The organism is Streptomyces sp. NPDC050617 (genome assembly GCF_040654795.1).
In the GTDB taxonomy this organism is placed as follows: Bacteria; Actinomycetota; Actinomycetes; order Streptomycetales; family Streptomycetaceae; genus Streptomyces.
In genome coordinates this window covers 152,807-176,578 of sequence record NZ_JBFAIS010000015.1, presented here as the reverse complement: position 1 = coordinate 176,578, position 23,772 = coordinate 152,807, and the positions used below count along the sequence as shown (strand labels likewise).

Here is a 23,772-nt window from a genome sequence, read left to right as displayed (position 1 = left end):
GTGCGGTTTGCGCGTCACAGCGGGCGGGCGAACGGTGCGAGCAGGCCCAGGGCACGGGCGCGGGCGACTGCTTCGGCTCGGCCGTGCGCGCCGAGTTTGCGGTAGACGTTGCGCAGGTGGGTCTTGACGGTGTTGCGCGATACGGACAGTTCTCGGGCGATCTCCGGTGCGGGCAGGTGGGTCGGCAGGTAGCGCAGCACCCGCATCTCGCTGTGGCTGAGCGGCTCCAGCGGCGGCGCGGTCCATGTGTCCGCGGGGCCGCTTCCGGCGGACAGGTTCCGGATGGCGGTGATGAGGGCGGCATGCCGGGTGCGGTGCGCGTGGTGCCTGCTCAGCAGGTGGTGGGCCGGATGCAGCAGGAACCAGATCAGTACGCCGTCGGGCTCGGCCAGGTCCAGTGCCCGTTCGAGGGCGCGTTCGGCCGCCGCGGGGTCCTCCAGCCTGTCCCGGGCGATCGCTTCCAGCAGGAACGCCTGCGCCGACCAGGCCCGCCAGATGAGCGTCGCGGAACCGTCCAGGACCGGCGCGAGGGCGGTGACCGCGGCGTGCGGGTCGTCCTGGGCGAGCCGTAGCATCGCCAGTACGATCCGCATCTCCGCCTTCTCCCGGTCTCCGCGGTCGAGCCCGTTCAGGACCCGCGCGGCGCGCTCCGTCTCCCCCAGGCGGACCAGGGTCTGCAACTGGAAGCCGTGCATCGATGTGGCCACGGGGTTCGGCGCGGCCAGGAGTCCGGACAGCTGTTCGGCCGCCTCGAAGGCGGCCAGCGCCTCCGTGTTCCGGCCGCGCGCCGACGCCAGGGTCGCGCGGACATGGCAGATTCCCATCCCGGCCAGCGGCTGGGCGGCGGCTCTGATGGTGTGTTCGGCGCGCCGCACCCACTGTTCCGACTCGTCGAGCCGTCCTTGCCAGGCTCGTACCGCGCCCAGGGTCATGTAGGCCGCCCCGGCGGCCGGTTCCTCGGTCCAGCCGTGCTGCCGGGCCAGGTTCACCGCCCGCATGCCGTGGTCGGCCGCCAGGTCGAAGGAGAGGAAGAACTCGTTGGCCGCCTGGTAGGCCAGGCTGCTGAACTCCAGATAGGGCCGCCCGGTCCGCCGGGCCAGTACCCGGCCCAGCTTCAGGTGCCGCCGGGCCTCGGCAAAGCTGGCTGTCCAGTACTCGCTGCTGTCGAGGCTGGTCAGCGCCAGCGCCCGCAGGTCCTCCTCAAGCCGGGGCCGCGTCGCGTCGGCGGCCCCGGCCCGGCGGGCCCCGGCCCCGGCCTCGGCCTCGGTCAGTCGCTGCACCTGTCGCGCCTGCTCGGCCGCGGCCGGCAGGTCCCCGCGCCGGCGGGCCAGCATCAGCCGGACGATGCCGAGCAGGAGCCGCAGGTGGTCGTGCCGGTCGGCGGGCGCCTCCGGCTCGCGGCGTTCCGCCAGGCCGAGGTACCGCTGTGCCGCCGTCACCGATCCATGGGCGAGCTCGTCGGCGGCGAACAGGGCGGCGAGCTCACCGTCCGCCGCGGCCGCCTCGTCGGGGAAGCCGGTGAGCAGCTCGTGCGTGGTGGCCGTCCGGCCGTCCAGGTACAGCGCGGCCCAGTGGTCGGCCAGCAGGCGGGTGGCCAGGCGCCACTCCCCCGCGGCCTGGGCGTGCCGGATCGCGTCCACCGGGTGTCCGTGCCCGGCGAGCCATCCGGCGGCGGTGCGGTGCAGCGCGGCCAGTTGGTCCGGCGCGGTGCGGCGCAGTTCGAGCCGCAGCAGATCGGCGAAGAGCCGGTGGTAGCGGAACCGGGATCGCGAGGCGTCCAGGCAGAACACGAACGCGTTGGCCCGCTCCAGGTCCTGGAGGACCCCTTCGGCGCCGCTGCCGCCGGTGAGCGCGTCGGCGAGTTCGCCGCTCACCCATTCCAGCACCGAGGTCCGCAGCAGCAGTTCCCGCACCGGACCGGGCTGCCGTTCCAGCACCTCGGCCAGCAAGTACTCGGCCACCGTCCGCTCGCTGCCGGAGAACTCGGCCACGAACCGCTCCGGGTCCCGGTGCCCGGCCAGCGACAGGGCGGCGAGCCGCAGCCCCGCCGCCCAGCCCTCGGTCCTGCCGTGCAGCAGTGCCAGCGACGGCTCGGGCAGCGTCACTCCGGCCGCGGCCAGCAGATGCCGGGCCTCCTCCGGTGTGAAGCGCAGGTCGGCGGTGACGAGCTCGGTCAGTTCACCGTCCAGCCGCAGGCGGTGCAGCCCCAGCCGTACGTCGTGCCGGGTGACGAGTACGAACCGCAGTTCGGCCGACGCGCGCATCACCAGCAGTTCGAGCTGCCGGCGCGCTTCCGCCGGGCCCAGTTCGTGCACGTCGTCGATGACCAGCCAGATCCGGTCCGTCAGCGGCGCCAGGTCGGTCAGCAGTCGTTCCACGACCTCCCAGCCGTCCAGGTCCGGCGTCGCCGTCAGCGCCCGTACCAGCGTGGCCCCCGCGACCGTGGCACGCAGCGCGTCGAGCACCGACAGCCAGAACCGCTGCGGATCACGCCCGTCGGGGCCGACCGCCGTCCAGGCGACCCGGTCGGCGCCGCCCGCCTGGTCGGCCCACTCTTTGGCCAGGACGGTCTTCCCGCTGCCGGCCGGGGCCGATATCACGGTCACCCGGCCCGCGGCCGAGAGCCGCTCGTACAGCGCGGGTCGCCGCACCCGGCCCGTACCCGGGCGGGGTGGGCGCCCGGCCGCGTGTCGCGCGCCGTCGGCAAGTTCCATGGTGGCGATCCAATCACCCCGATGGGGTGAGGCCCGCTCACCCCCTTGACGCGGACGCTGGCACCCGAGAACCGGGACGGCGTCACGCCTGCCGGGCGACCACGCCCGCGGAGCGACGCCCACAGAGCACCAGGGAGAACCGAGCATGCGCGCGGTCGTGAACACCGACGCCGGAATCCGTACCGTGGAGGTCGGCGAACCGGAGGGGGCGCCGGACGGAGCGGGGGTACGGATCTCGGTGGCCGCCGCCGGGATCTGCGGCACCGATGTGCAGTTCGTCGGCGCCGGCATCACCGGATTCGTCTACGGCCACGAGTTCGCCGGGGTCGACGACACCGGCAGGGCCTATTTCGTCGAGCCGACCCTCTACGGCGGAACGTGCGAGGAATGCCGGGCCGGACATCCGCAGCGATGCGTGGAACCCGGCCACGGGAATCTCGGCGTCTTCATCGACGGGGGCATGGCCGAAACAGTCGTGGTGCCGGAGTACACGCTGCTGGAGCTGCCGCCGCGGCTGGCCGCACGGGACGCCTGCCTGATCGAGCCCGGCGCGGTCGCCTGGCACGCGCTGCGCCGGGCGCGCGTACGGCCGGGGGAACGTCTGCTCGTGGTCGGCGGGGCCACGATCGGGCTGCTGGCCGCCGCCGCGGCCCGGTATCGAGGGATCGACGTCGATGTGGACGCACGCCATCCCCATCAGCTGGCGGCCGCCGAGAAGCTGGGAGCCGGCCGGCCGAACGGCGCGTACGACGTGGTGATCGACGCGGCGGGCGGCGATTCGAGCCTGGCCCGGTCCGCCGACGCCGCACGGCGCGGCGGCCGGATCGTCTCACTGGGCGTGTACATGGACACGATGCCGGTGCCCGGCAGCGCCGTGAGCCAGGTCAAGGAGCTGACGTACATCAACAGCATCGCCTACGGCCGGCACGACGGGGTCCGCGAAGTCGGGGAGGTCGCGGCCATGCTGGCCGAGCAGCCGGACATCGCACACGCACTCATCACCCATCGGTACCCGATCGAGGACGCGCGCGAAGCCTTCCGCGTCGCGGCCGACCGCAAGGCCGGCGCGATCAAGGTGGTCATCGAGCCCTGAAGCCCTGACCGTTCAGCCATCGCAATCGCCTCGCTCGCCTCGCCTCGCCGGACGGGCGAGCGCGCCATTCCAGTGCAGGCCACAGGCCACAGGCCACCCTCAGTCGTTGCACACAGCGGTATATGCATACATAAACAATGCGCGCTTGATTTAACCGGCGTGTGCAATTATCGTCCAGCGCTGTAAGCACCCGATGCAAGCACCTGGAAGGTAGCTCCCATGCCTCTCGCGCTCCTGGCCCTCGCCATCGGAGCCTTCGGGATCGGCACCACCGAATTCGTGATCATGGGTGTGCTGCCCCAGGTCGCGGGCGACTTCGGCGTGACCATCCCGACTGCCGGCCGGCTGGTCTCCGGCTACGCCCTGGGCGTCGTGTTCGGCGCGCCGCTCCTGACCGCCCTCGGCACCAAGGTGTCCCGCAAGAAGATGCTGATGTTCCTGATGACGCTGTTCGTCATCGGCAACGCGCTGTCCGCCCTCGCGCCGAACTTCGGCGTCATGCTCATCGGCCGGATCGTGGCCTCCCTGGCGCACGGCGCGTTCTTCGGCATCGGTTCCGTGGTCGCGGCCGGCCTCGTCGCTCCGCGGAAGAAAGCCTCGGCCATCTCCCTGATGTTCATGGGCCTGACCGTGGCCAACATCGTCGGCGTCCCCGGCGGTACGTACATCGGCCACGCCGCCGGCTGGCGCGTCACGTTCATCCTCGTCGCGGCGCTCGGCGTCATCGGCTTCCTCGGCGTCGCCAAGCTGGTGCCCGATACGGGACGGCCCGATTCGGTGTCCGTACGCACCGAGTTCGCCGCTTTCCGCAATGCGCAGGTGTGGCTGGCCATGGCCATGACCGTCCTCGGCTACGGCGGCGTCTTCGCCGCGATCACCTACATCACCCCGATGATGACCGAGGTGGCCGGCTACACCGAGGCCACGGTGACCTGGCTGCTCGTCCTCTTCGGCATCGGCATGTTCCTGGGCAACCTCCTCGGCGGCACGTTCGCCGACCGCAGGCTCATACCGATGCTCCTCACCACCCTCGCGGCCCTCACCGCCACGCTGCTGCTGTTCACCGTGACCGCCCACAGCAAGGTACTGGCCGCGGTCACCCTCTCCCTGATCGGCGCCCTCGGCTTCGCGACCGTGCCGCCGCTGCAGAAGTGGGTGCTCGACCATGCCTCGGCCGCTCCGACCCTGGCCTCAGCCGCCAACATCGGCGCCTTCAACCTCGGCAACGCCCTCGCGGCCTGGCTCGGCGGCGTCGTGATCGCCGCGGGCCTCGGCTACACCTCCCCCAACTGGGTCGGCGCCGCCCTCTCCGGCACAGCCCTGCTGCTCGCCCTGGTCGCCGCCCGCCTCCACCGGCGCGCCCGCACCGCCGAACACGTCGCCTTCACAGCGCCGCCGCCGACCGGGGCCCCCGCACCCGACCAGGCCAAGGGGCGTACCGCCGTCCCTGCCGAGCCCTGATCGATCGCTCCCGCGTGGCAATCGTTTGCATTACCAGGCGTCTGCAATTATTGTGCGCGCCGGGGATGTCATCGCACCCCGGCTCCACCGACCGAAAGGGCACCGTCATGTCCCTCAAGGAAATCCTCCCCGGCCGCCTCGGCTTCGGTACCGCCCCGCTCGGCAACATGTTCCGCGCGATCCCCGACGAGGAGGTCACCGCCACCGTCGAGGCCGCCTGGGACCAGGGCATCCGCTACTACGACACCGCCCCGTTCTACGGCGCCGGCCTCGCGGAGTCCCGCCTGGGCGAGGTCCTGTCCACCAAGCCCCGCGACAGCTACGTCCTGTCGACCAAGGTCGGCCGGGTCGTCCTCGACGAGCTGGAGGAGGGGGCCCGCGACCTCGGCGAGAAGGGCGGCCTGTTCGAGCACGGCAACCCCAACAAGATCCTCCACTCGTGGACCGCCGAGGCCGCCGAACGTTCCATCGAGGACAGCCTCAAGCGGCTCGGCACCGACCGGCTCGACATCGTCTGGGTCCACGACATCGCCCAGGATTTTCACGGCGACCTGTGGCTGCAGAAGTTCGAGGAGGCCCGTACCGGCGCCTTCCGTGTGCTGTCGCGGCTGCGCGACGAGGGCGTCATCAAGGGCTGGGGCCTCGGCGTGAACCGCACCGAGCCCATCGAGCTGACCCTCGCCCTCGACGAGCCGCGGCCGGACGGGTTCCTCCTCGCCGGCCGCTACACCCTCCTCGACCACGAGCACGCCCTGCAACGGCTGCTGCCCATGGCCCAGGAGCAGAACGTCGACATGGTCGTCGGCGGCCCCTACAGCTCCGGCGTCCTCGCCGGCGGCGCCCACTTCGAGTACCAGCAGGCCCCGCCGGAGATCGTCGAGAAGGTCTCCCGCCTCAAGGCCCTGACCGAGAGGCACGGCGTCTCCATCAAGGCCGCCGCCCTCCAGTTCTCCCTGGCCCACCCGGTCGCGGCCGCCGCCGTTCCCGGCGCGACCCGGCCCAGCCGCATCGCCGAGGACACCGCCGCCCTCAACGAGACCGTCCCGGCCGCGTTCTGGCACGAGCTGCGCACCACCGGCCTGGTCAGCCCGGCCGCTCCGCTGCCCGACGGCGCCTGACCACAGTCCGCGGACCGTCTGGGCGCAGCACCAAGCACCTCGCGAAGCGGGTGTTCGAACGGTCCGGCCGGGCAAGGGGACGTCGTGGCGCGGCAGTTCGACGCGGCGCCGATGTCCGTGGGGTTCAAGCTCTCGGCGGATCTGCTGAAGCATCTGTCGGGGCTGTCCGAGGGGGCGGTCGCCGACACCGCCGTACGGACGCGGAAGACCGTACGGGCGATGGCCGGGGACCACGTTCAGCACAACGCGTACTTCATCGGCTTCCCCCGCCAACGTGCCGGACACGTACGAGTTCTGGCAGCAGTGCGTCGTAATGAAATTAGTCCCTTCGCTTTCCTCGCCCTCGACGCCACGCCGGGTGTCATATGGCACCCAGCACTTGGCTTCCTTGACGCCCTCGCAGGCAGCTAAGCCTTAACGTACGACCGGAAGGCGATGTCGAGATCCTGATAATTTCTGGTTGTGGGACTGATGAGCCGCCTTTCCCCTCCGCACTTCGGCTTCTCGTAAGCCCAGTACGAATACCCACGGCCATTGAAGACGGAGACGAATCCGGGGTCGCCGCTCGGGAAGCTGTAGCAGGTCTTCCCTGGCGGCCCGCTGTCCGGAGCGGGAAAGTCATACCGTCCTTGATGCCCCGCCTGGCGGTATGCGCACAGCGAAGAGGGGCCGCATGCCGCGCCGTTGACGATCTCCTGTCCAAGCCTCGCCTCCTCCTGCGCCACGATTTTCCACGTGGTGGCCGATGACGGGTTCGGCTTCGCGGACGGTTCGGCAGGCGACGGCTGAGACTTCCGCGCCGTCGCTTCCCTGGAACTCGCCTCCTCGTCCTGGCCGTTCGGTAGCGCGGCTTCCCTTCCGGGGGCGGCCGCTTCCCCGGGCGCCGCAGGAGACCCCGCGGAAGGAGCGGAGGGCGATGGGGAAGTCCTCACGTCGGCCGGACTCGGTCGCGGCGCGACGCCGGGACTGTTTTTGAGCGCTTGATGCTCCGCCAAGGGCATCCGGTGGTTGAGAACCGCGATCAAGACACCGACGACAACGCCCATGACGGCGAGGAACGCCACAGAGATGATCACCGGCGGGAAAACGCGACGCGGCGGCGCCTCAGTAAAGGTCAGACTGGAGATGGTTCCGCTCTGCACGACGTTATGCGCACGTCCGCCGGAGATCTGATTGTCGACCGTGTCGCCTTTTGCCGGGTCGCACCTCCCCGGACCGTCATTTCCCGAGCCAGCTCCCGAGCCGGTCTTTTCTGTGCCACTGCCGCTCATACCGTCCCCCCGTTCGCTGTCCGGCAGCCTATGGCACCTCAGCGGCCACGCAGAAACTCCTTACAAAGCCGATCAGTTGCGTTCACATCTGAAATCGAGCGGTAAGGGGCCGGGCGCGCCTCTTCGATCAGGAACGGACAGGTCTTGCTGTGTCGGTACGGGGCTGCCTGCGGACAGGCGGCAGCTTCACGGCCGGCGTGGAGTGAGGCGTACGAAGGGCAGTTGGCGGCCGACCGCACGGTAGTCCTCTGGTGTGCCGTCGACGGAAAAGCCCATGAAGCGCACGAGTTTGCGCGCGGCCTTCGGGTGGCGCGGTGCGTAGCGAGCCATGAAGTCGCCGCCTTCGTCCGTGCCGAGCGGATGCGCGGTGACGGGGATGGTGCGCAGGCCGACTTGGATACTGGCCCGGGGCGTGGCGAGGAGGTTCTGGTACCAGGCGGCGGTGGGGCCGAAGCCGGAGCACACCACGTAGCTGTTGTCGGTCCGGTCGTGTTCGACGACTTCGATGACGACTTGGCGACGCTTGCCGGAGACGCGTCCGGTGTGGTTCAGCAGGAGCAGCCGACCGCCGAAGAGCCAGCCCAGGCGCAGTCGGTAGAGGCGGATGGGCGCCCGGAACAGCAGGCGGCGCAGGCCGGTGGGCGGGGCGGGTCGCTGGGTGATCTCCATGGTGGGTGTCCTTCGGGCGCGCAGGCGAGGTCCTGATGATGTCGCCATAGTTTTAGCCGTAGTTGTAGCCGTAGTTGTAGCCGTGGCGCGCCCACGTCCCATACCAGTTGGAACAGCAGTCGGCGGCTGCCTGGGCGCTCGGCGCGGGCGGTCACGGCTCCTGCCTGGTGGCGAGCCGGGCCAGGGCAGTCAGTTCGCGGACGCACTGGGCCAGGGACAGGCGCGGCGGGCGCGCCATGCGGACGATCGCCGCGTCGATCGCGGACTTCAGGGTGAGGGCCATCAGCCCCGTGTCGAACTGGCGGAACTCCCCGCTCTCCTGCCCCGCGCGCAGGATCGGCTCAAGCGCGTCGACGTTCGCCCGCGCCGTGACCTCCATGCCGTAGCGCAACGCCCCCTCGGCGTCCCGCTCGTTCAGGCAGATCTCGGACATCGCCCGTACCGAGGACGGATTGCGGGCCACCCACTCCAACTGGGCCTCGATCCGGGCGGTGAGCGCCCCGAGCGCCGAGGTCTCACCCGCGACGCGTTGCGAGATCGACCGGTGCGCACGTAACCCGACCTCTTCCAGGACGGCGTCCATCAACTGCCCCTTGGTGTCGAAGTGGTAGGAGATCAACCGGGTGCTGGAGATCCCCGCCCGCTGCTTGATCCGCGCGAACGTCGTCTGCCCGTAACCGTATTCGGCCAGCGTCTCGATGGCCGCCTCCACGATCTGTGCTCGCCGCGCACTCGCGGCGAGCGACCGCTCGGACGCGCCGGTGGGCGGCTCGGCCGCCTCGCTCATTTCCTTTGTTACTCGCATGAGTAATTAGTTGCTCAGCCGAGTAACGCTTAAACCTGTGCGAAGCCGGCTACGGACGGGGCCGGAACGTGGCCGTACGTTGCCGGGACCTGCTCGTACGCTCAGCGCTCCCACCACGGCGGGTGTACGACACGGGTCTCGGCGACGGCACAGGCAGTGCCGTTGACGACCTCGTGGTGGGCGAGGGACCAGCCGACGACGCCGCTGCCCTTCCGGCCGAGTTCGATCAGCCGGTCCGAAGTACCGCCGTGGCCGGTGTCGACGGCGCAGTCGACGAGGGGCGCCCAGGCCCTGCCGTCCAGGGCGGACGCGAAGGCCGCGACGGGCAGCACGAGGACCGCCAGGATCAGGGCCGCCCCTTGCTCGGCGCCGGCGAGCCGGTGGCCCCATGTGCGCGGCGCCCCGGCGGCGCGGCGTCGGCGTCCGCCGGGGCCGCGGCGGCCCATCCGGTACTCGGCGACGATCCCCTGGCGCAGCAGACAGGCCGTCAGCCCGGTGGCCGTCCCCCACCACGGGCCGAACAGGACGGCCACGACGATGCCGACCGCCAGCGGATTGACCGCGGCGAGGGCCACCACGCGCAAGGTGGCGGCGAACGACCGGGCGTGCGGTACGGCCCCCTTCGCGGCGAAGTAGGCGAAGACCATGCGGGAGAGGACGACGGCGAGCACGGCGGTGAGCGGCGCGCTGGACAGGAGCATGCCGATGAGCACGTCGGGCCAGTTGCCCGGTTCCAGTCCGGTCAGCACCTCGGTCGCCGCTTCCCCGCCGCCGACGGTGTAGGCGAGTTTTACGGCGGGCAGGGCGACGACCGCGGCCATGAGCACCGTATGGCCGGGCCCTCCGCGCGCGTCACGCTCCCGCGCCCGCGCGGGAGCGTCGGCAGAGGCTGGCGCCGCGTCCAATGCGGGTGCGGTGTCGGACACCGCTCACCCCTGGTACGCGGCGTGCTCAACGCCGCCGTCGTGCCATGCGGTCGCGGCGGGCCCCACGGCGGTTCCGCCGGGCTTCCGGACGAGTCCGTCGAGCCTCCTGGCGGGCCCACCTAGCTCCCCGGCAGGCCCGGTGACGAGCGGGAAGCCGGGCGCTGACTGCGTGTCAGTGGCGTCGGCGGCAGTGGGGAGGAGGAAGGGAAGGATGGAGAGGAGAGAGCGCGGCGCATGGTCCATGATCCATGGTGAGAACGGGCCGCGCGTCGGCGCCACCACAGTTCCACCGTCAGATGGACAGGCCGTGCGCGTACGGCCGTGGCTGCCGGGCCTCCCGTCCCACCCTGACTTCTGTGAGGTACCGCGACGGCTCGGCCGGGCGGAAGGTGTACGTGAACGGGGGATCCGGCGGCACTGCGGATCCGTACACCGGATGATGCATCCGGATGCGCGCAGACGCACCCGGATGTACGCAACCGTCAGGGCGGCGCGGCCCGGCGCGTCAGGACCGACGCCAACCGAGCCGCGGCACCGACCGGGCCGCGGCGCCAACCGGGCCGTGCACCCGCCCGCGCCCGGCCGCATCAGGCCGCATCCGACCGCACACGTCCGCGTCCGGATGCCTCCCCACGCCAACGCCTTCGGACTTCAAGAGGAGAAGACCGTGAACAAGTACGTCACCCGCGCTTCCAGGACCGTGCTGGCCGGGGCCGCTCTCGCCGGGCTGACCGCGCTCGTCGCCCCGGCGACGCCCGCGGCGGCCACCCCGCCCGGCCTTTCCTGCCAGACCGGCAAGCATGCCAATGACGACTACACGGGGTACGCGCTGTGCCAGAACAACGGCGCCGCGCCGCAGACCTTCTGGGTGCACCTCGTGTGCGGCTGGGCACCGGACGTGGACGGCGAGCACGTCACGCTCCAGCCGGGCAGTCCAGCCAGTCCACCGCGCACTGCGGCGCCATCGGCACCGGCATCGGCGAGATCAGCGTGCAGCCCTGACCGCCGACCGGAGCCGTCCCGGGGTCCACCGGTTCGGGCCCCGGGCCGTATGCACCAGGACCGTGGAGATCCAGACCGCACAGGTCCGGACCGGTCGTCAAGAGCCCGGCAACTCATACGGCTTGGGCCATCGCGCGCATCGCCCGGGAAGCGACGGAACCTACCATCCGAGGCAGCCGACGGCATCGAGCACGCCGCCGGCGAAGACAGGGGCAGGGGCAGGACTCCCGGCCCTGTACACACATCGGATGGAGGATCTCGACCATATGCGTAGCTTCAGCCGCGTCATCGCGTCCGTAGCCATCGGGGTGGTGGCCGTGACAGGGCCGGTCGCCCTCGGCACGTCCTCGGCGAGCGCCGCGCCGCGCACCGCCGTCACCGCGACCGCATCGGCGCCGGTGGCGACGGCCGCCGGCAAGACCCGCTGCAACCCGGCCAAGCTCATACACCAGGCGAACGTGTACGCGCAGAAGTCCGACACCTACACGGCCAAGGCGCGGCACGAGATGTTGCTGGGTCATAAGAAGAAGGCCGTCGCCTATAAGAAGAAGGCGCGGGCCTATGACAAGAAGGCGACCGCCTACCGCGCCAAGGCGAAGCGGTGCAGTGACCGATAGGTGACAGACGCCGTACCACCTGGGCTCGCGCTTTATCCTCAGCCCGAGAACAGCACCAGCATCAGCGCCGATGAACGTTCACGGGGGATAAAGCACGAGTCCGAGGGCCGGCTCTCCTCTCCGACGGTCACGAACGGGCCGCGGAGGGTGCGGACTTTCCTGGTCCGGATGGGGATTGCCGGTCCGCGTACGGGCGGTGGATATCGGGCGCGGGGCCGGTGGGGAGCGGTTCGCGGTGGTCGGCGCGCAGGCCGTCGAGGGAGAGGTGCAGCAGCCTGTTCCACATGTGCGGGCGGCACTGGTCGGTGAGCTGGACGGCGCGGCCCAGTGAGACCAGTAGGAGCAGCAGGTCGTCGGCGGTCACGCCGGGCCGCAGCAGGTTCGCGGCGTGGGCGCGGGCGCACAGTTCCTCGATGACGAGGCGGAGCTGCTGGATGCCTTCCACATTGGGTTCCGACCAGGTCAGTGCGAAGTTCTCCATGGTCGCGCGGTGGTGTGCGTAACCGGTGAGCGCCTGCTGGTAGAAGTCGGCCAGCGCCGCCCAGGGGTCCTCGGCGTCGATCGCCGCCCGGCGCGCGGACTCCGCCCACTTCGAGAAGTCCCTGTGCAGGACGGTACGGACGAGGTCTTCCTTCTTCGGGAAGTGCCGGTAGAGGGTGCCCATGCCCACGTCGCTGCGGCGGGCGATCTCACGGACGTCCACCGCGGTGCCCTGCTCGGCGAGTACGCCGGCGGCGGCCTCGATGATCGCTTCCCGGTTGCGGATCGCGTCCACGCGCGGCGCGCGGCGCCGGGTGGTGCCTTCTGTCTCGTCCCCTGCCATGGGACGAGCATATCCCCCTTATGCGGAGCGCATGTTCCGCACCGTGCTACGTTGTGGAGCAAGTGCTCCGGATAACGAAGGTGATGCCGTGCCCGACCCGTCGACCACCACCGCCCACGAGACCAAGACCCCAGCCGCCGGCGGCTGGAACGAACAGATCATCGCCGAATTCCGAGCCAACGCCGGGTACGTGCCCTGGAGCAGCGAGGAGGAGTTCGCCGCGGGCCGCCCCGTTCCGCCCCGGTTCCCCGGGTTCGACGAGCAGGGCATGCCGCTCATCCTGGTGCATCACACCGGGGCCAGGACCGGCCGCGAGCGGATCAGCCCGCTGTTCTACCAGCCGGTCGGCGACAGCTGGGCCATCTTCGGGACCCACGGCGGCAGCCCCCGCCACCCCGTCTGGTACCACAACCTCATGGCCAACCCGCAGGCCACAGTCGAGGTGGGCACGGAGACCGTGCCGGTCGTGGCCCGGCTCGCCGAGGGCGCGGAACGCGAACGGCTCTGGGCGAAAGAGATAGCTCTCGTTCCGAAGTTCGCCGAGTTCGAAGCCGCCGCCGACAGGCAGATCCCCGTCGTCGTACTGGAACGCGCCGACGGACATGTCGCCGCCCCGCCCCTCCCCCACCACTGAACCACGCAGTTCCTGGCACATATCAGGAAGCCGCCTTCCCTGATATCGCCAGGCTGGTATCGCCCATCAGCTCACCAGAAATCCGGCGGCCGGCCCGAGATCGCGACCTCAAGCGCATACACACCTCCCCAGGGAAAAGCATGATGACTGTCACCGCAGAATCCGGTTCCATCCGATACCTCCTCGACAGGGCCGCCATCACCGAACTGATCTATACCGTCGCGCGCCATGGATAACCGCGACTGGGATCTGCTTGCGACCTGCTACGCCCCGGAAGCCGTCGGCGAGTACATGAATGCAAGCGTCGCCGGCCGCGAGGCGATTACCGCAGGGGCGAAGGGATTCCTTGAGCCTTTTGACGCCACCCAACACCTCGTGGGCAACGTCCACATCACTTTCACAGCCGACACCGCCACCGCCACCACGCATTCCACCTTCATCGCTCAGCACGTGCGCGAAGAGGCGGCCGGCAGCGGGCAGTACATCCTCGGCGGCAACTACGACGACACTCTTCGCCGGACGGACGAGGGCTGGAAAATCACCAAGCGTCAAATCCGCGGAATTTGGGGCACCGGCGACGACTCGGTTCTCACTGCACCTGTTTCCTAGCGATCCTGCCGCACCGTCGCCTGACCGGGAGGAATCGCCCTTCCCTCCCGGCTTCGCCAGGGCCAAGGCCCACGCCGTCCTCGACACCGAGTCGAGTGCGCTTCCAGCCTGCGAGACCGTCAGGAATTCCCTACCAGACCCCTCCGCCAAAGAGAGACACATGCCTCATCTCGCTCTGTACACATTCGGCGTCCTGAAGTCGCCACTCAACGATCCCGCACCTCTCCCTCGGGAGTTCCATGAAAGCGGCGAAGCCATTTACCGGGAGATCGGAGGGCATCCCGGATATATCGCTCAGGCTGAGGCAGCGGACAGCAGCCAGGGCACATTGTTCGAGTGGGACTGGGGCGAATGGGGAGCCTTCACCGCTCCGGCCTGGTACGAAAAAGGCCGCACCGAGGAAACCACCGCCCTGATAGCGACCCTCTCGCTCTGGACCGACCTGCGATCCGCCTTCGACGCCGTCTACACCGGTCCGCACCGCGCGGCGCTCAACAGGCGTTATGACTGGTTCGAGAGGACGGAACACCCGGGTTACGTGTTCTGGTGGGTCGCCGACGGCTCGATACCCACCTGGCAGGACGGGGTTTCCAGGCTGGAGTACCTCGACGGCCACAGCGCGGCACCGTACGCCTTCACCTTCCACCGCTCATTCGATCCAGCCGGAAAACCGACCAAGCTCAAAGACGTCCGATCGAGGAACGACTCGCCTATATCCGAATCGCCTGCATAGAACTGACCGGGATTCAGTACGCGGCTACACCGATGCCTTGGTTCCTGCCGTGGTTCCCCGGCGCGGAACTGACCGTCACCGCACAGCGCTACGGCGGCATCCCCCACTCGTACGTGGTCTGCGGCCGGGACAACGTCGTCCCTGCGGCGCTCCAGCGCCGCATCATCAAGGAGATCGACGCGGTCTCGGCCACGCCGGCCGCCGTGACCGAACTCGACTGCTCCCACTCCCCGTTCCTGTCACAGCCCGCCGCCCTCGCCGACGCCATCGCCGCCGCACCGGCCGCGGACTGAGACCGGCCGGATCCTCGCACCATGGAGGACAGGGCAGGGCAGCGCATCGGCATCGTCGGATCAGCTCGTCGGCCTCGGCCCCGCTCAGCCGCTCAGCCGCTCAGCACACCGAGCAGGACCCGGACCGTCTCCGCCATCTTGTCCCGGCCCTGGGCGACGTAGGGGCGGGGGTCGGTCAGGTCGGGGCGCTCCGCCAGCGTCTCGCGGACCGCGCCGGTGAACGCGACGTTGAGAGCGGTACCGATGTTGATCTTCACGATGCCCGCCTGGACGGCTTGTCGCAGGTCGTCGTCGCCGACGCCCGACGAACCGTGCAGCACCAGAGGTACGGGCACGGCCTCCCGGAGGCGTTCGATGAGCGCGTGGTCCAGGGTCGCGGAGCGTTCGGTCATCGCGTGGCTGCTGCCGACGGCGACGGCCAGGGCGTCCACCCCGGTGTCCGCGACATAGCGCGCCGCCTCCCGCGGATCGGTGCGCACCCCGGCCGCGTGGGCGCTCGCGGGAGCGTCGGGCTTGCCGCCCACATAGCCGAGTTCGGCCTCCAGCCACAGGCCCGCGCCGTGGGCCCACTCGGCCGCGGCGCGGGTGGCGGCGAGGTTCTCGGCGTACGGCTGCGCCCCGGCGTCGAACATCGCGGAGGAGAACCCCGCGTCGGCCGCCGTGCGCAGCAGCCGCATGTCCGTCACGTGGTCCATGTGCAGTGCGACGTCGACGTCACAGACCTTGCCGACCTCGGCCGCGGCCCGCGCGATCGGCTCGACCCGGCCGCCGTGGAACCGTACGGCGTTCTCGCTGATCTGCAGGATCACCCCCGGGACGCCCGCGGCGGCCGCGCCGGCGGTGATCGCCTCGGCGTGCTCCAGCGTGATCACGTTGAACGCCGCGACGGCCCGGCCCGCGGCGGCGGCCTTCGAGACGAGTTCGCGCGTGGGAACCAGGGGCATAGGGGTGTCCCCTCGCTTTCTTGTCGGTTCGGTGGGTACGGGCCGGTGTCGGCCCGTACCGCTGCGTGGTTCGGACGGTACGGATACGCGGGCGATCAGGACTTCAGCGGGGCCGGACTCTCGTCCGCGACGTCGTCCGCCGCGCCCGGGGCCACAGAGTTCTCGGCGTGCTCGCCGCTCTTCTCATCGCTGTAGACCATCAGAGTCGAGCCCGCGAGGGCCAGCACGATACCGAGGGCGCCCCACACGCTCGGGAGCGTCTGGTAGACCGCCAGGGACAGCACGATGGTCAGCACCGGGGCCAGCGCGTTGGTGATGGGGGCGACGACCGTGGCCTTGCCCCGGCTGAACGCCATGACCAGGAACAACGCGCCGACCGCGTTGAGGACCTGGGTCACCGCGGTGAGCGCCGGCGCCTGCCACGGAGCGTGGGACGGGAAATCGCCCATCATCACGAACGCCACCGGAACCAGCAGCAGTCCGCTGATGGTCATCCAGCCGAAGGTCGTCCCGTCGTTGACCCCGACCACCGCGGCCTTGCGCATGCAGAACGCCTGCACGCCCCAGGCGATACAGATCAGGATGGCCATCAGCAGCCACGGGCCGTGCGAGTTCGAGTCGTCCTTGCCGCTGGGAATGGAGAGCAGCACGATCGCCGCCAGCGCCGCGACGACACCCACCAGGGCCAGCCGGTTGATCCGCTCCTTCAGCAGCGCCATCGCCATGAGGACGGTGACCACCGGGGAGAGCGACACCAGGGGGAAGATCAGGTACGCCGGGCCGTTGGCGAGCGCGTGGAACAGCAGGAGTTGGCCGCCGGCGCCGGTCAGTCCCGCGATCAGCCCGTACACGGCGGCGATCGGCCGGCGGTCGAATGTGTTGCCGCGCATCGCGAAGTACGCGGGAATGAGCATCGTGAAGGCCCAGATGATGTAGATCATCTCGTTGGGGTAGTCGTACCTGCTGTTCGGCTCACTGGAGAAGGCTCCCCACACACCCCAGAACAGGACCAGCAGCGACGCGTACAGGATCCAGCTCTTCTTGCCTGCGTTCATCGGTCTTCTCCTCCTGGGGCAGAGATCCCGGAGGCCATGCGCAGCGCGTCGAGCGCGGGCTGGTCGAGCGGGGTTTCGGCGAGTTTCGCCGCGTACAGGGCGGCGCCTACGACGGGCTCGTACAGAGGGTGTCGCAGTTCGTAGTGGGTGAAACGACTCTTCAGTCCGGTGGCGAACGCCTCCAGCACCGCGTCCGCGCCGAAGGTGCCGCCCGAGTAGGAGACCGGTACGGTCTCGTCCGGGCCGAACCCCAGCCGCTCGCGGGTGACGTCGACGAGCAGGGCGAGTTCCCGGCCGGCCTCGGCGAGGATCGCCGAGGCGGCCTCGTCGCCCAGAGCGGCAGCCTCGGCCACCGAGCGGCTGAGCGCGGCGATCCGGCCGCGGTCGCCCTGCCACTGGTTGTGCACGACGTCGATCACGTCGAGGTCGGACGCGAGATCCAGGTGGCGCCGGAACACCTCGGCCAGAGGGCCCTCGGGGAGCCGTCCGTCGCCCATCCGCGAGAAGGCGTTGAGGCCGCGGACCGCGATCCAGTGCGCAGATCCCTCGTCGCCGAACATCTCGCTCCAGCCGCCGACGCGCACGCCCCGGCCCAGCCGCTCGCCGTAGGTCATGGAGCCGGTGCCGCTGATGACGTTGATGCCGTCGACCGCGCCCAGTGAGCCGGCCCAGCCGCAGACCATGTCGTTGTCGCAGGCGTAGCGGTCGTGTCCGAGCACGGCCCGCGGGGTGGCGTTCAGGACGGGCAGATCGCGTGCCGCCTCCCCGTAACCGGGCAAGCCGAAAAAGGCGTACTCGATGTCGGCGGGGGTCAGCTCGGCCGCCGCACAGACAGCGTCGACCCCTTCCCCCAGCACCCGCTCGACGAGCTCGATGCCGTGGGAGAAGTAGTACGAACTTGCCGCCTGCGCTCGCGCCACGACTTGTCCGCCCCGGTCGACCAGGCAGAATGCGGTTTTCGTACCGCCGCCGTCGACACCTAGGAACATCGTTGTACCTCCGTCCGGCGCCCTGGATCCGCGCCGTTGATGCCTTTGATCAGTTGTGCAAGGAGTGCAGGGTCACGCCCTGCACGACGCGGTTGACCTCACCCGAGGGGAACGGGTTGTCGGCCCGCAGGCCCCGGGCCTGGGCGGAGCGCAGGGCTATGAGCTGGGCGTACACCACAGCGGACAGCGCCAGGGCGACGTCCTCGACGCCGTCGAGGCCCGGCAGCGGCCAGGCGTCGTCGCCGTCCGCTCCGGCATCGGGGCCCGCGGAGACCGTGACGACGCTGCCGGCGGGAAGATTTCCGCGCAGCTCCGCGGAGATGTCCTGGTCGTACTTGCGGGTGTAGGGGTCGTTCGACATGTACACCACGACGGCCGAACGGTCGTTGAGCACCGCCTTGGGACCGTGCCGGAATCCCAGCGAGGTCTCCGAGACGGCCATGAGCCTCCCGCCGGTGAGTTCGAGCACCTTCAGCGCCGACTCCTCGGCGAGGCCCTTCAGGGGGCCGCTGCCCAGGAAGACGATGCGCTCGGGCGCGCGGGCCACGAGGGCGCCGACGGTGCGGTCCACGGCGTCGCTCTCGCAGATCGACTCGACCGCCTGGGCCAGGCGTTCGGCGACCTTGTCGTAGGCGCTGCCGCCGAGAGCGAGCAGTGCCGCGAGCGTCATGCACGTGAAGCTCGACGTCATGGCGAAACCGCGGTCGTTGGACGCGGCCGGCATCAGCAGCACGTGGGACTTCGGCAGCTCCGCGTGCTCGCGGGCCAGGCGGCCCTGCTCGTTGCAGGTGATCACGAGGTGGTGCACCTCGGTGAGGACCTGGTCGGCGAGGGCGGTGGCGGCCACGGACTCCGGGCTGTCGCCCGAGCGCGCGAAGGAGACCAGCAGCGTGGGAACGTCCTCGGCGAGAGCGCCGCGGGGGTCGGCGACGAGGTCCGTGGTGGGGACCGCGTCGACGCGGCGTCCCAGGCGCCGGGCCAGGGCGGGCTGGAGCACCTGGCCGGCGAACGCGGAGGTGCCGGCGCCGGTGAGTACGACGCGCAGGTCGCCGCGGGCGACGAGCGGACGCACGAAGGCGTCCAGCGACTCCCGGGAGGCCGCGACCATCCGGTCGACCTCCCGCCACAGGGCGGGCTGCTGGGCGATCTCGCGGACGGTGTGGGCGGCGCCGTCGTCCAGGGACAGGGCGCCGGAGGGCGTGGTCACACGTGCTCCATCAGGTGGGGGTGGGAGGCGCGGTCGTAGTCGCGCAGAACGTCGCGGACGTGGTCCACGGCCAGGTCGCGCGGCCGGGCGGCGAGCTCGCCGTGGCGGACGCGGGCGTACTGGAGCGGGAGGTGGGCGCTGAGCAGCGGCAGGGGGATGTCCACGGCCGAGAGGTTGTCCATCAGCCGGGCCTGGGCCTTCTCGATCTCAGGGTCGGGCCAGTAGTACCGCATCCGGTCGCTGTAGCTGTAGCGGCGGGCGAGGCGCTGCTCGGCCGCGCTGCCCGGGTAGTAGCCCTCCCACTTGGCGGGCTCGGCGAGCATCCGCTCCTCGACGACCTCGGGAAGGCGTGACCGCTCGGCGGCCGGGACCAGTTCGTCCTCGATCGCGGCGAGGGCGAACAGCGCCTCGCGCAGGGCGAAGGTCAGCCCGGGGCCCACCTTGAGGACCGCCCAGTGGTCCTCGACCAGCGCGGTGAGCGCCTCGGCGGTCTGGTAGTCGGTCGAGTGGGCCTCGTAGACCATGGTGGGTTCGTCGTCGAGGACCGTGCGCAGTTCCTCGGTCAGCTCACGCCGGTAGTCGACGACCTGCACATGGTCGAACTCGACGGCCGGCTGGACCACGAGGGCCATGACGCGCGGCCAGACCTCGTCGATGCCGTGCTGGGCGAACGCCTTGCGGTGCTGCTCCAGTGTGGTGCGCGCCGCCTCGGGCGTGGTGGGTGCGAGCGCGTCGAGCGTCTCGTGCGCGCCGCCGGGCGTGGGCACCTCGGTACCGATCACGTACCGGATCCGCTCGGCCCGCTCGGGGCCCGCCGTCTCCTCGGCCGTCCGGATCAGCCGCGCGGCGCGTTCGGCGACCAGGGCGTCGGTCAGCGGTACGGGGTCACCGGCGCAGGCGAAGCTGCAGTCCAGGTGGATCTTGGTGAAGTCCGCCGCCACGTAGGCGGCGACCAGGGCGTCGGCCCGCTCCATCGCCTCGTCGGGCGTCAGGGACTGCCACCGGTTCGGTCCGAGGTGGTCGCCGCCGAGGATCACGCGGTCCAGTGGCAGACCGTTATCGGCGGCGATGCCGTACACGAGGTCGCGGAAGTCCGCGGGCCGCATGCCGGTGTATCCGCCGTACTGGTCGACCTGGTTCGAGGTCGCCTCCACCAGTACATGACCGCCGGTCTCCCGTGCTTGCACCACGGCTGCCTCGATGACCAGCGGATGAGCCGAACACACCGAGGTGATGCCCTGCGGTCGTCCGGCCTTCTGGAGCCGGACCACCTCGCTCAATGGGCTCTGCATTGCCAACCCCTTACTCAACATGCGTCTTCAAGCCAATGTGCCGTCATGGCCTGCGGCTCATTCCGGACAGTACTGGTCTGGTTCAGGGTCGTCAATAGTCTTATTCTGGTATTCATCTGGTATTGCGCCGTCGCGCCGGCAGACCGCGGCGACCGCCCAAGTCCGGTGGGCGATCGCCTAGGTCCGGCAGGTGATCGTTTAAATCTCGTTGGTGATGGAGGCCCGGAACCGGTAGCGGTCCCCCCGGTAGACCTGGACGGTCAGTTCGATCGGGCGTGATTCCTGGTTCGACGTCAGCTGGGTCGCGACGAGCATCGGCATGGTCTCCCCGATCTCGAACAGCTCGATCTCCCGTGGCGTCGGGTGGCGGGCCTCGACCGAATAGTCGGCGACGCGGGGCAGCTGCGGCGGGTCGGCGGCGCGCAGGGTGGCGTAGAGCGAGGCCGTGTTGAAGTCGGTCTCGGCCAGGGCGGGGCAGGCCGCCAACGGAAGCCGGTTGTGCTCGAGCACGACGAGCAGACCGTCGAGGAAGCGCAGCCGGTGGAGGTCGAAGAGGTCGGCGCCCGGAGCGATCCGGAGCTGCTCGGCCTCGGACACCGTGGCCGGACGAACGGTGGCGGAGAGCACCTTGCCGGCCGTCGTCAAGCCGTTGACCTGCGCATAGTCGGCGAACCCCTGGACCTGCGGGGCCGCCGAGGCGGACGCCACCGTCGCCTCGGGGAGCACATCGAGCTCGGCGACGAACCACCCGCGCGACGACGACGGCCGCACGATGCCCCGCGACTCCAATTGCGCGAGTGCCGCTCGCAGCGTCACGCGCGACACGGCGTACCGCTCGACCAGAGCCCGCTCGGAGGGCAGCCGGTCACCGGGGCGGGCGGCAGCGGCGCGCAGGTCGTCGAGCAACTGCTTGGCTGTGCGCTCGTACAACGGGAGGGCGTCGTCACCGAACAGACCTCTGGGCATCGACGTTCGCGCATCTGTCATACCAGAAGCGTACCGATTCGATCGACGGTGTGAACCCTCGTCCAGGAGGCCCACTCGTTGACAGTCCACTCGAATACCGCTTACGTTCTCGAAGCAGGCCACCCGATGATGAAGAAGTCGCCGGTGAGCGACCTTCCGTTTCGCCGCGCCCCGGGCACCGCCGGTGATCGAGGCGGCGTTGTCGCAGCTCACCGAGGATGCCCGCGCGCTACCGCCGGAGGCGACCTCGCACGGGGGCGCCCGTTCGGACGATACGCCGTCCCCCGACCCCAGCCGACCCACTGAGAAAACCGGTAGTAAGACCAGGCGTCGACCAGCCTTACGGACGGTCGCTCCGTCGCGAGCGTGCGGCTCGACTTCGACGATCCACAACGACGGACAAAAGGCGGCTGCCCCAGTCGGGCACGCACGACCGAAAGAGAGTTCGACATGACGGACATGAACCGGCGAAGCGTACTGAAGGTGGCGCTGGGAGGTGCCGGCCTGGCCGCCTTCCCCGCCGTGGCCATGGGCGCCTCACCCGCGACCGCCGCGCCGAACTCGGGTCCTGACCTCGTCGGAGTCGGCGACACCTCCATCACCCTGGAATTCGACGACCGACTGCGCAGCCGGGTGGCGCTCAAGGGCGTCGACCTCACCCGCTTCGACGCCGGCGAAGCCCTGCTGGTGGACGGCAAGGCCATCGAGGCGTTCGCCTACCGCGGGCACCGGACCCACCACACCCGGCACCCCCGCCACGGCGCGGGCGTCCGGGTGACGATCGAGGGCACGTCCAAGGAAGGCGTGCAGAAGACGGTCGAGCTGACCTCCTTCAAGCGCCTCACCGGCATGATCGTGATGAAGGTGACCTACACCAACAGGTCCTCCACCGCGCTGAAGGTGACCGGGTGGCGCAACGGAGCCCACGAACTCCTGGAGACTCCCGGCGGCTTCTACACCTTCTCCGGCACCACGTACACGGACCGCCGCGACTGGGTGATGCCGGTGAAGGACGGCTACGTCCAGGAGAACTCGTTGGGGATGGACTCCTCCGACTACGGCGGCGGCACCCCGCTGGCGACCGTCTGGCGCCGGGGCGCGGGCCTCTCCGTCGGACATGTCGAGCCCGTGGCGACGATCCTGCGCATGCCGGTCCGCAGGACGGACGCCGGAGCGAGCATCGCCATCCAGGACGACACCGCCCGCACCCTGAAGCCGGGCCGTCGGCTCAGCACCGCCACCACGTTCCTGACCGCCCTCCCGGGCGACCACTTCGTGCCGCTCCAGCGGTACCGCGACTACATGAGCGACATCGGCCAGCGCGCTCCCAAGGTCCCCGCCTCGGCCTTCGAACCCATCTGGTGCGCCTGGGGCTACGAGCGCGGCTTCGCCACCGAGCAGGTCACCGGAACGCTGCCGAAGGCGCACGACGTCGGTCTGCGCTGGGCCGCGCTCGACGACGGCTGGCAGACCAACGTGGGCGACTGGGGCATCGACACGGCGAAGTTCCCGCGCGGCGAAGCGGACATGCGGGCCTTCACCAAGGAGATACGGGACGCCGGTCTGCGGCCGCGCCTGTGGTGGGCCCCGCTGGCGGCGCACCCCGACAGCAAACTGTTCCGCGACCGGTCCGACATGCTGCTGCTGGACCGCGACGGCAAAAAGCAGTACGTCACCTGGTGGGACTCCTACACCGTCTGTCCGGCCTACCAGCCGACGGTGGACTACTTCGTCGAGCAGGCGAAGAGGTTCATCGGCGAATGGGGTTACGAGGGGCTCAAGATCGACGGCCAGCACCTCAACAGCGTCGCGCCCTGCTACAACCCGAAGCACCGGCACGCCCGCCCCGAGGAATCCACCGAGGCCGTGGCCACGTTCTGGAAGGCGATCCACGAAGCCGCGCACGGGGCGAACCCCGACGCCCTCGTCGAGCTCTGCCCCTGCGGCACCGCCTTCGCCTTCCACAACCTGCCCTACGTCGACCAGTACCCCAGCTCGGACCCGGAGTCCTCCTACCAGGTCCGGAGCAAGGGCAAGTCGATGAAGGCGCTGATGGGCGCGGGCAGCAGCTACGCCGGCGACCACGTCGAACTGAGCGACGGCGGGAATGACTTCGCGTCCTCCTACGGGGTCGGAGCCGTCCTGTCGACCAAGTTCACCCTCCCCGGAACCGGAGCCCCGGACAAGGCGACCGACCTCACCCCGGAGAAGGAGGTCCTCTGGCGCAAGTGGGTGTCCCTGTACGAGAAGAACATGCTGTCCACCGGCGAGTACCGCGGTGAGCTGTACGACATCGGCTTCGACAAGCCCGAGGCGCATGTCGTGGCCAAGAAGCGGACCCTCCACTACGCCTTCTACGCCGACCAGTGGGACGGGACGGTCGAGCTGCGCGGTCTGGGCCGCACGCGGTACCGCCTGACCGACCCGTTCACCGGCAAGTCCCTCGGAACCGCCACTGCTCGGCACAACACCGTGAAGCTGTCCTTCAAACGATTCCAGCTCATCGTGGCCGAGCCCATCGGCTGATCAGCGGGGGCGGCCGGGGCGGCCG

The 23,772-nt window shown here is 70.1% G+C and carries 21 protein-coding genes and 2 pseudogenes; 11 read left to right on the top strand and 12 right to left on the bottom strand.

All coding sequences use genetic code 11. The annotated features are described in order from the left end of the window. Positions 1-14 precede the first annotated feature (14 nt). Positions 15-2,714: a LuxR C-terminal-related transcriptional regulator gene (locus AB0I49_RS21305; protein ID WP_363228580.1), complete on the bottom strand. Its 2,700-nt coding sequence runs from the start codon at positions 2,712-2,714 to the stop codon at positions 15-17. A 145-nt stretch (positions 2,715-2,859) separates the two neighbouring features. Here AB0I49_RS21305 and AB0I49_RS21300 point away from each other — a divergent pair, with 145 nt between their 5' ends. The 4 genes and pseudogenes from AB0I49_RS21300 to AB0I49_RS21285 form a co-directional block, all read left to right on the top strand. Then, positions 2,860-3,807: an alcohol dehydrogenase catalytic domain-containing protein gene (locus AB0I49_RS21300; RefSeq protein ID WP_363228579.1), complete on the top strand. Its 948-nt coding sequence runs from the start codon at positions 2,860-2,862 to the stop codon at positions 3,805-3,807. A 219-nt stretch (positions 3,808-4,026) separates the two neighbouring features. After that, positions 4,027-5,268 (top strand): MFS transporter, encoded by a 1,242-nt coding sequence (locus AB0I49_RS21295; RefSeq protein WP_363228578.1) that lies wholly within the window; start codon positions 4,027-4,029, stop codon positions 5,266-5,268. A gap of 107 nt (positions 5,269-5,375) precedes the next feature. Then, a complete protein-coding gene (locus AB0I49_RS21290) occupies positions 5,376-6,386 on the top strand; it encodes an aldo/keto reductase (protein ID WP_363228577.1) in 1,011 nt (336 codons plus the stop codon). A gap of 18 nt (positions 6,387-6,404) precedes the next feature. After that, positions 6,405-6,696: pseudogene (locus AB0I49_RS21285) on the top strand (hypothetical protein); the annotation flags it as partial. 97 nt (positions 6,697-6,793) lie between these two features. On the opposite strand, the gene AB0I49_RS21280 reads toward AB0I49_RS21285, so the two are convergent. From AB0I49_RS21280 to AB0I49_RS21265, 4 genes are all read right to left on the bottom strand, one after another. Further along, positions 6,794-7,657 (bottom strand): hypothetical protein, encoded by an 864-nt coding sequence (locus tag AB0I49_RS21280; RefSeq protein WP_363228576.1) that lies wholly within the window; start codon positions 7,655-7,657, stop codon positions 6,794-6,796. A gap of 186 nt (positions 7,658-7,843) precedes the next feature. Next, entirely contained in the window at positions 7,844-8,326 is a 483-nt protein-coding gene (locus AB0I49_RS21275; RefSeq protein ID WP_363228575.1) for a nitroreductase family deazaflavin-dependent oxidoreductase, read from the bottom strand. Positions 8,327-8,477: 151 nt separating this feature from the next. Next, on the bottom strand, positions 8,478-9,113 hold the full coding sequence (locus AB0I49_RS21270; RefSeq protein WP_363228574.1) for a TetR family transcriptional regulator: 636 nt from the start codon (positions 9,111-9,113) through the stop codon (positions 8,478-8,480). A gap of 119 nt (positions 9,114-9,232) precedes the next feature. After that, on the bottom strand, positions 9,233-9,952 hold the full coding sequence (locus AB0I49_RS21265; protein WP_363228573.1) for a hypothetical protein: 720 nt from the start codon (positions 9,950-9,952) through the stop codon (positions 9,233-9,235). An 805-nt stretch (positions 9,953-10,757) separates the two neighbouring features. On the opposite strand from AB0I49_RS21265, the pseudogene AB0I49_RS21260 reads away from it, so the two are divergent. Further along, positions 10,758-11,059, top strand: a pseudogene (locus AB0I49_RS21260) (hypothetical protein). 248 nt (positions 11,060-11,307) lie between these two features. After that, the gene (locus AB0I49_RS21255) at positions 11,308-11,676 is read left to right on the top strand and encodes a hypothetical protein (RefSeq protein ID WP_363228572.1); all 369 of its coding nucleotides are present in this window, start codon (positions 11,308-11,310) and stop codon (positions 11,674-11,676) included. Between the two features lie 127 nt (positions 11,677-11,803). Here AB0I49_RS21255 and AB0I49_RS21250 read toward each other — a convergent pair whose 3' ends face one another. Further along, positions 11,804-12,499, bottom strand: coding sequence for a helix-turn-helix domain-containing protein (locus tag AB0I49_RS21250; RefSeq protein ID WP_363228571.1), 696 nt, complete (start codon positions 12,497-12,499; stop codon positions 11,804-11,806). A gap of 88 nt (positions 12,500-12,587) precedes the next feature. On the opposite strand from AB0I49_RS21250, the gene AB0I49_RS21245 reads away from it, so the two are divergent. The 4 genes from AB0I49_RS21245 to AB0I49_RS21230 all read left to right on the top strand — a co-directional run bounded on the left by AB0I49_RS21245 (position 12,588) and on the right by AB0I49_RS21230 (position 14,768). After that, positions 12,588-13,133 carry a nitroreductase family deazaflavin-dependent oxidoreductase gene (locus tag AB0I49_RS21245; RefSeq protein WP_363228570.1) on the top strand — a complete coding sequence of 182 codons (546 nt, stop codon included), beginning with the start codon at positions 12,588-12,590 and terminating at the stop codon, positions 13,131-13,133. A 228-nt stretch (positions 13,134-13,361) separates the two neighbouring features. Next, positions 13,362-13,742: a nuclear transport factor 2 family protein gene (locus AB0I49_RS21240; RefSeq protein ID WP_363228569.1), complete on the top strand. Its 381-nt coding sequence runs from the start codon at positions 13,362-13,364 to the stop codon at positions 13,740-13,742. A gap of 160 nt (positions 13,743-13,902) precedes the next feature. Beyond that, the gene (locus tag AB0I49_RS21235) at positions 13,903-14,475 is read left to right on the top strand and encodes a DUF3291 domain-containing protein (protein ID WP_363228568.1); all 573 of its coding nucleotides are present in this window, start codon (positions 13,903-13,905) and stop codon (positions 14,473-14,475) included. After that, positions 14,394-14,768: an alpha/beta fold hydrolase gene (locus AB0I49_RS21230; protein ID WP_363228623.1), complete on the top strand. Its 375-nt coding sequence runs from the start codon at positions 14,394-14,396 to the stop codon at positions 14,766-14,768. Before AB0I49_RS21235 ends, AB0I49_RS21230 begins: the two co-directional genes overlap by 82 nt. Positions 14,769-14,860: 92 nt before the next feature. On the opposite strand, the gene AB0I49_RS21225 is transcribed toward AB0I49_RS21230, so the two are convergent. From AB0I49_RS21225 to AB0I49_RS21200, 6 genes are all read right to left on the bottom strand, one after another. After that, the gene (locus AB0I49_RS21225; protein ID WP_363228567.1) at positions 14,861-15,712 is read right to left on the bottom strand and encodes a ketose-bisphosphate aldolase; all 852 of its coding nucleotides are present in this window, start codon (positions 15,710-15,712) and stop codon (positions 14,861-14,863) included. 95 nt (positions 15,713-15,807) lie between these two features. After that, positions 15,808-16,767, bottom strand: a complete 960-nt coding sequence (locus tag AB0I49_RS21220; protein WP_363228566.1) for a DMT family transporter — start codon at positions 16,765-16,767, stop codon at positions 15,808-15,810. After that, on the bottom strand, positions 16,764-17,756 hold the full coding sequence (locus AB0I49_RS21215; RefSeq protein WP_363228565.1) for a BadF/BadG/BcrA/BcrD ATPase family protein: 993 nt from the start codon (positions 17,754-17,756) through the stop codon (positions 16,764-16,766). The genes AB0I49_RS21220 and AB0I49_RS21215 overlap by 4 nt, the downstream gene beginning before the upstream one ends. 49 nt (positions 17,757-17,805) lie before the next feature. Beyond that, positions 17,806-18,963, bottom strand: coding sequence for an SIS domain-containing protein (locus AB0I49_RS21210; RefSeq protein WP_363228564.1), 1,158 nt, complete (start codon positions 18,961-18,963; stop codon positions 17,806-17,808). Beyond that, positions 18,960-20,255, bottom strand: coding sequence for a D-tagatose-bisphosphate aldolase, class II, non-catalytic subunit (locus AB0I49_RS21205; protein WP_363228563.1), 1,296 nt, complete (start codon positions 20,253-20,255; stop codon positions 18,960-18,962). Before AB0I49_RS21205 ends, AB0I49_RS21210 begins: the two co-directional genes overlap by 4 nt. A 198-nt stretch (positions 20,256-20,453) precedes the next feature. Beyond that, the gene (locus AB0I49_RS21200; protein WP_363228562.1) at positions 20,454-21,242 is read right to left on the bottom strand and encodes a GntR family transcriptional regulator; all 789 of its coding nucleotides are present in this window, start codon (positions 21,240-21,242) and stop codon (positions 20,454-20,456) included. 429 nt (positions 21,243-21,671) lie between these two features. Here AB0I49_RS21200 and AB0I49_RS21195 point away from each other — a divergent pair, with 429 nt between their 5' ends. Then, complete coding sequence (locus tag AB0I49_RS21195) at positions 21,672-23,747, top strand: glycoside hydrolase family 36 protein (RefSeq protein ID WP_363228561.1); 2,076 nt, start codon at positions 21,672-21,674, stop codon at positions 23,745-23,747. The last annotated feature ends 25 nt before the right edge of the window (positions 23,748-23,772 follow it).

Bases quoted from the DNA above. Each gene is read 5' to 3' on its own strand.
- AB0I49_RS21305 (WP_363228580.1), bottom strand. From the start codon at position 2,714: ATGGAACTTGCCGACGGCGCGCGACACGCGGCCGGGCGCCCACCCCGC.
- AB0I49_RS21300 (WP_363228579.1), top strand. From the start codon at position 2,860: ATGCGCGCGGTCGTGAACACCGACGCCGGAATCCGTACCGTGGAGGTC.
- AB0I49_RS21295 (WP_363228578.1), top strand. From the start codon at position 4,027: ATGCCTCTCGCGCTCCTGGCCCTCGCCATCGGAGCCTTCGGGATCGGC.
- AB0I49_RS21290 (WP_363228577.1), top strand. From the start codon at position 5,376: ATGTCCCTCAAGGAAATCCTCCCCGGCCGCCTCGGCTTCGGTACCGCC.
- AB0I49_RS21280 (WP_363228576.1), bottom strand. From the start codon at position 7,657: ATGAGCGGCAGTGGCACAGAAAAGACCGGCTCGGGAGCTGGCTCGGGA.
- AB0I49_RS21275 (WP_363228575.1), bottom strand. From the start codon at position 8,326: ATGGAGATCACCCAGCGACCCGCCCCGCCCACCGGCCTGCGCCGCCTG.
- AB0I49_RS21270 (WP_363228574.1), bottom strand. From the start codon at position 9,113: ATGAGCGAGGCGGCCGAGCCGCCCACCGGCGCGTCCGAGCGGTCGCTC.
- AB0I49_RS21265 (WP_363228573.1), bottom strand. From the start codon at position 9,952: ATGGCCGCGGTCGTCGCCCTGCCCGCCGTAAAACTCGCCTACACCGTC.
- AB0I49_RS21255 (WP_363228572.1), top strand. From the start codon at position 11,308: ATGGAGGATCTCGACCATATGCGTAGCTTCAGCCGCGTCATCGCGTCC.
- AB0I49_RS21250 (WP_363228571.1), bottom strand. From the start codon at position 12,499: ATGGCAGGGGACGAGACAGAAGGCACCACCCGGCGCCGCGCGCCGCGC.
- AB0I49_RS21240 (WP_363228569.1), top strand. From the start codon at position 13,362: ATGGATAACCGCGACTGGGATCTGCTTGCGACCTGCTACGCCCCGGAA.
- AB0I49_RS21235 (WP_363228568.1), top strand. From the start codon at position 13,903: ATGCCTCATCTCGCTCTGTACACATTCGGCGTCCTGAAGTCGCCACTC.
- AB0I49_RS21225 (WP_363228567.1), bottom strand. From the start codon at position 15,712: ATGCCCCTGGTTCCCACGCGCGAACTCGTCTCGAAGGCCGCCGCCGCG.
- AB0I49_RS21220 (WP_363228566.1), bottom strand. From the start codon at position 16,767: ATGAACGCAGGCAAGAAGAGCTGGATCCTGTACGCGTCGCTGCTGGTC.
- AB0I49_RS21215 (WP_363228565.1), bottom strand. From the start codon at position 17,756: ATGTTCCTAGGTGTCGACGGCGGCGGTACGAAAACCGCATTCTGCCTG.
- AB0I49_RS21205 (WP_363228563.1), bottom strand. From the start codon at position 20,255: ATGCAGAGCCCATTGAGCGAGGTGGTCCGGCTCCAGAAGGCCGGACGA.
- AB0I49_RS21200 (WP_363228562.1), bottom strand. From the start codon at position 21,242: ATGACAGATGCGCGAACGTCGATGCCCAGAGGTCTGTTCGGTGACGAC.
- AB0I49_RS21195 (WP_363228561.1), top strand. From the start codon at position 21,672: ATGACGGACATGAACCGGCGAAGCGTACTGAAGGTGGCGCTGGGAGGT.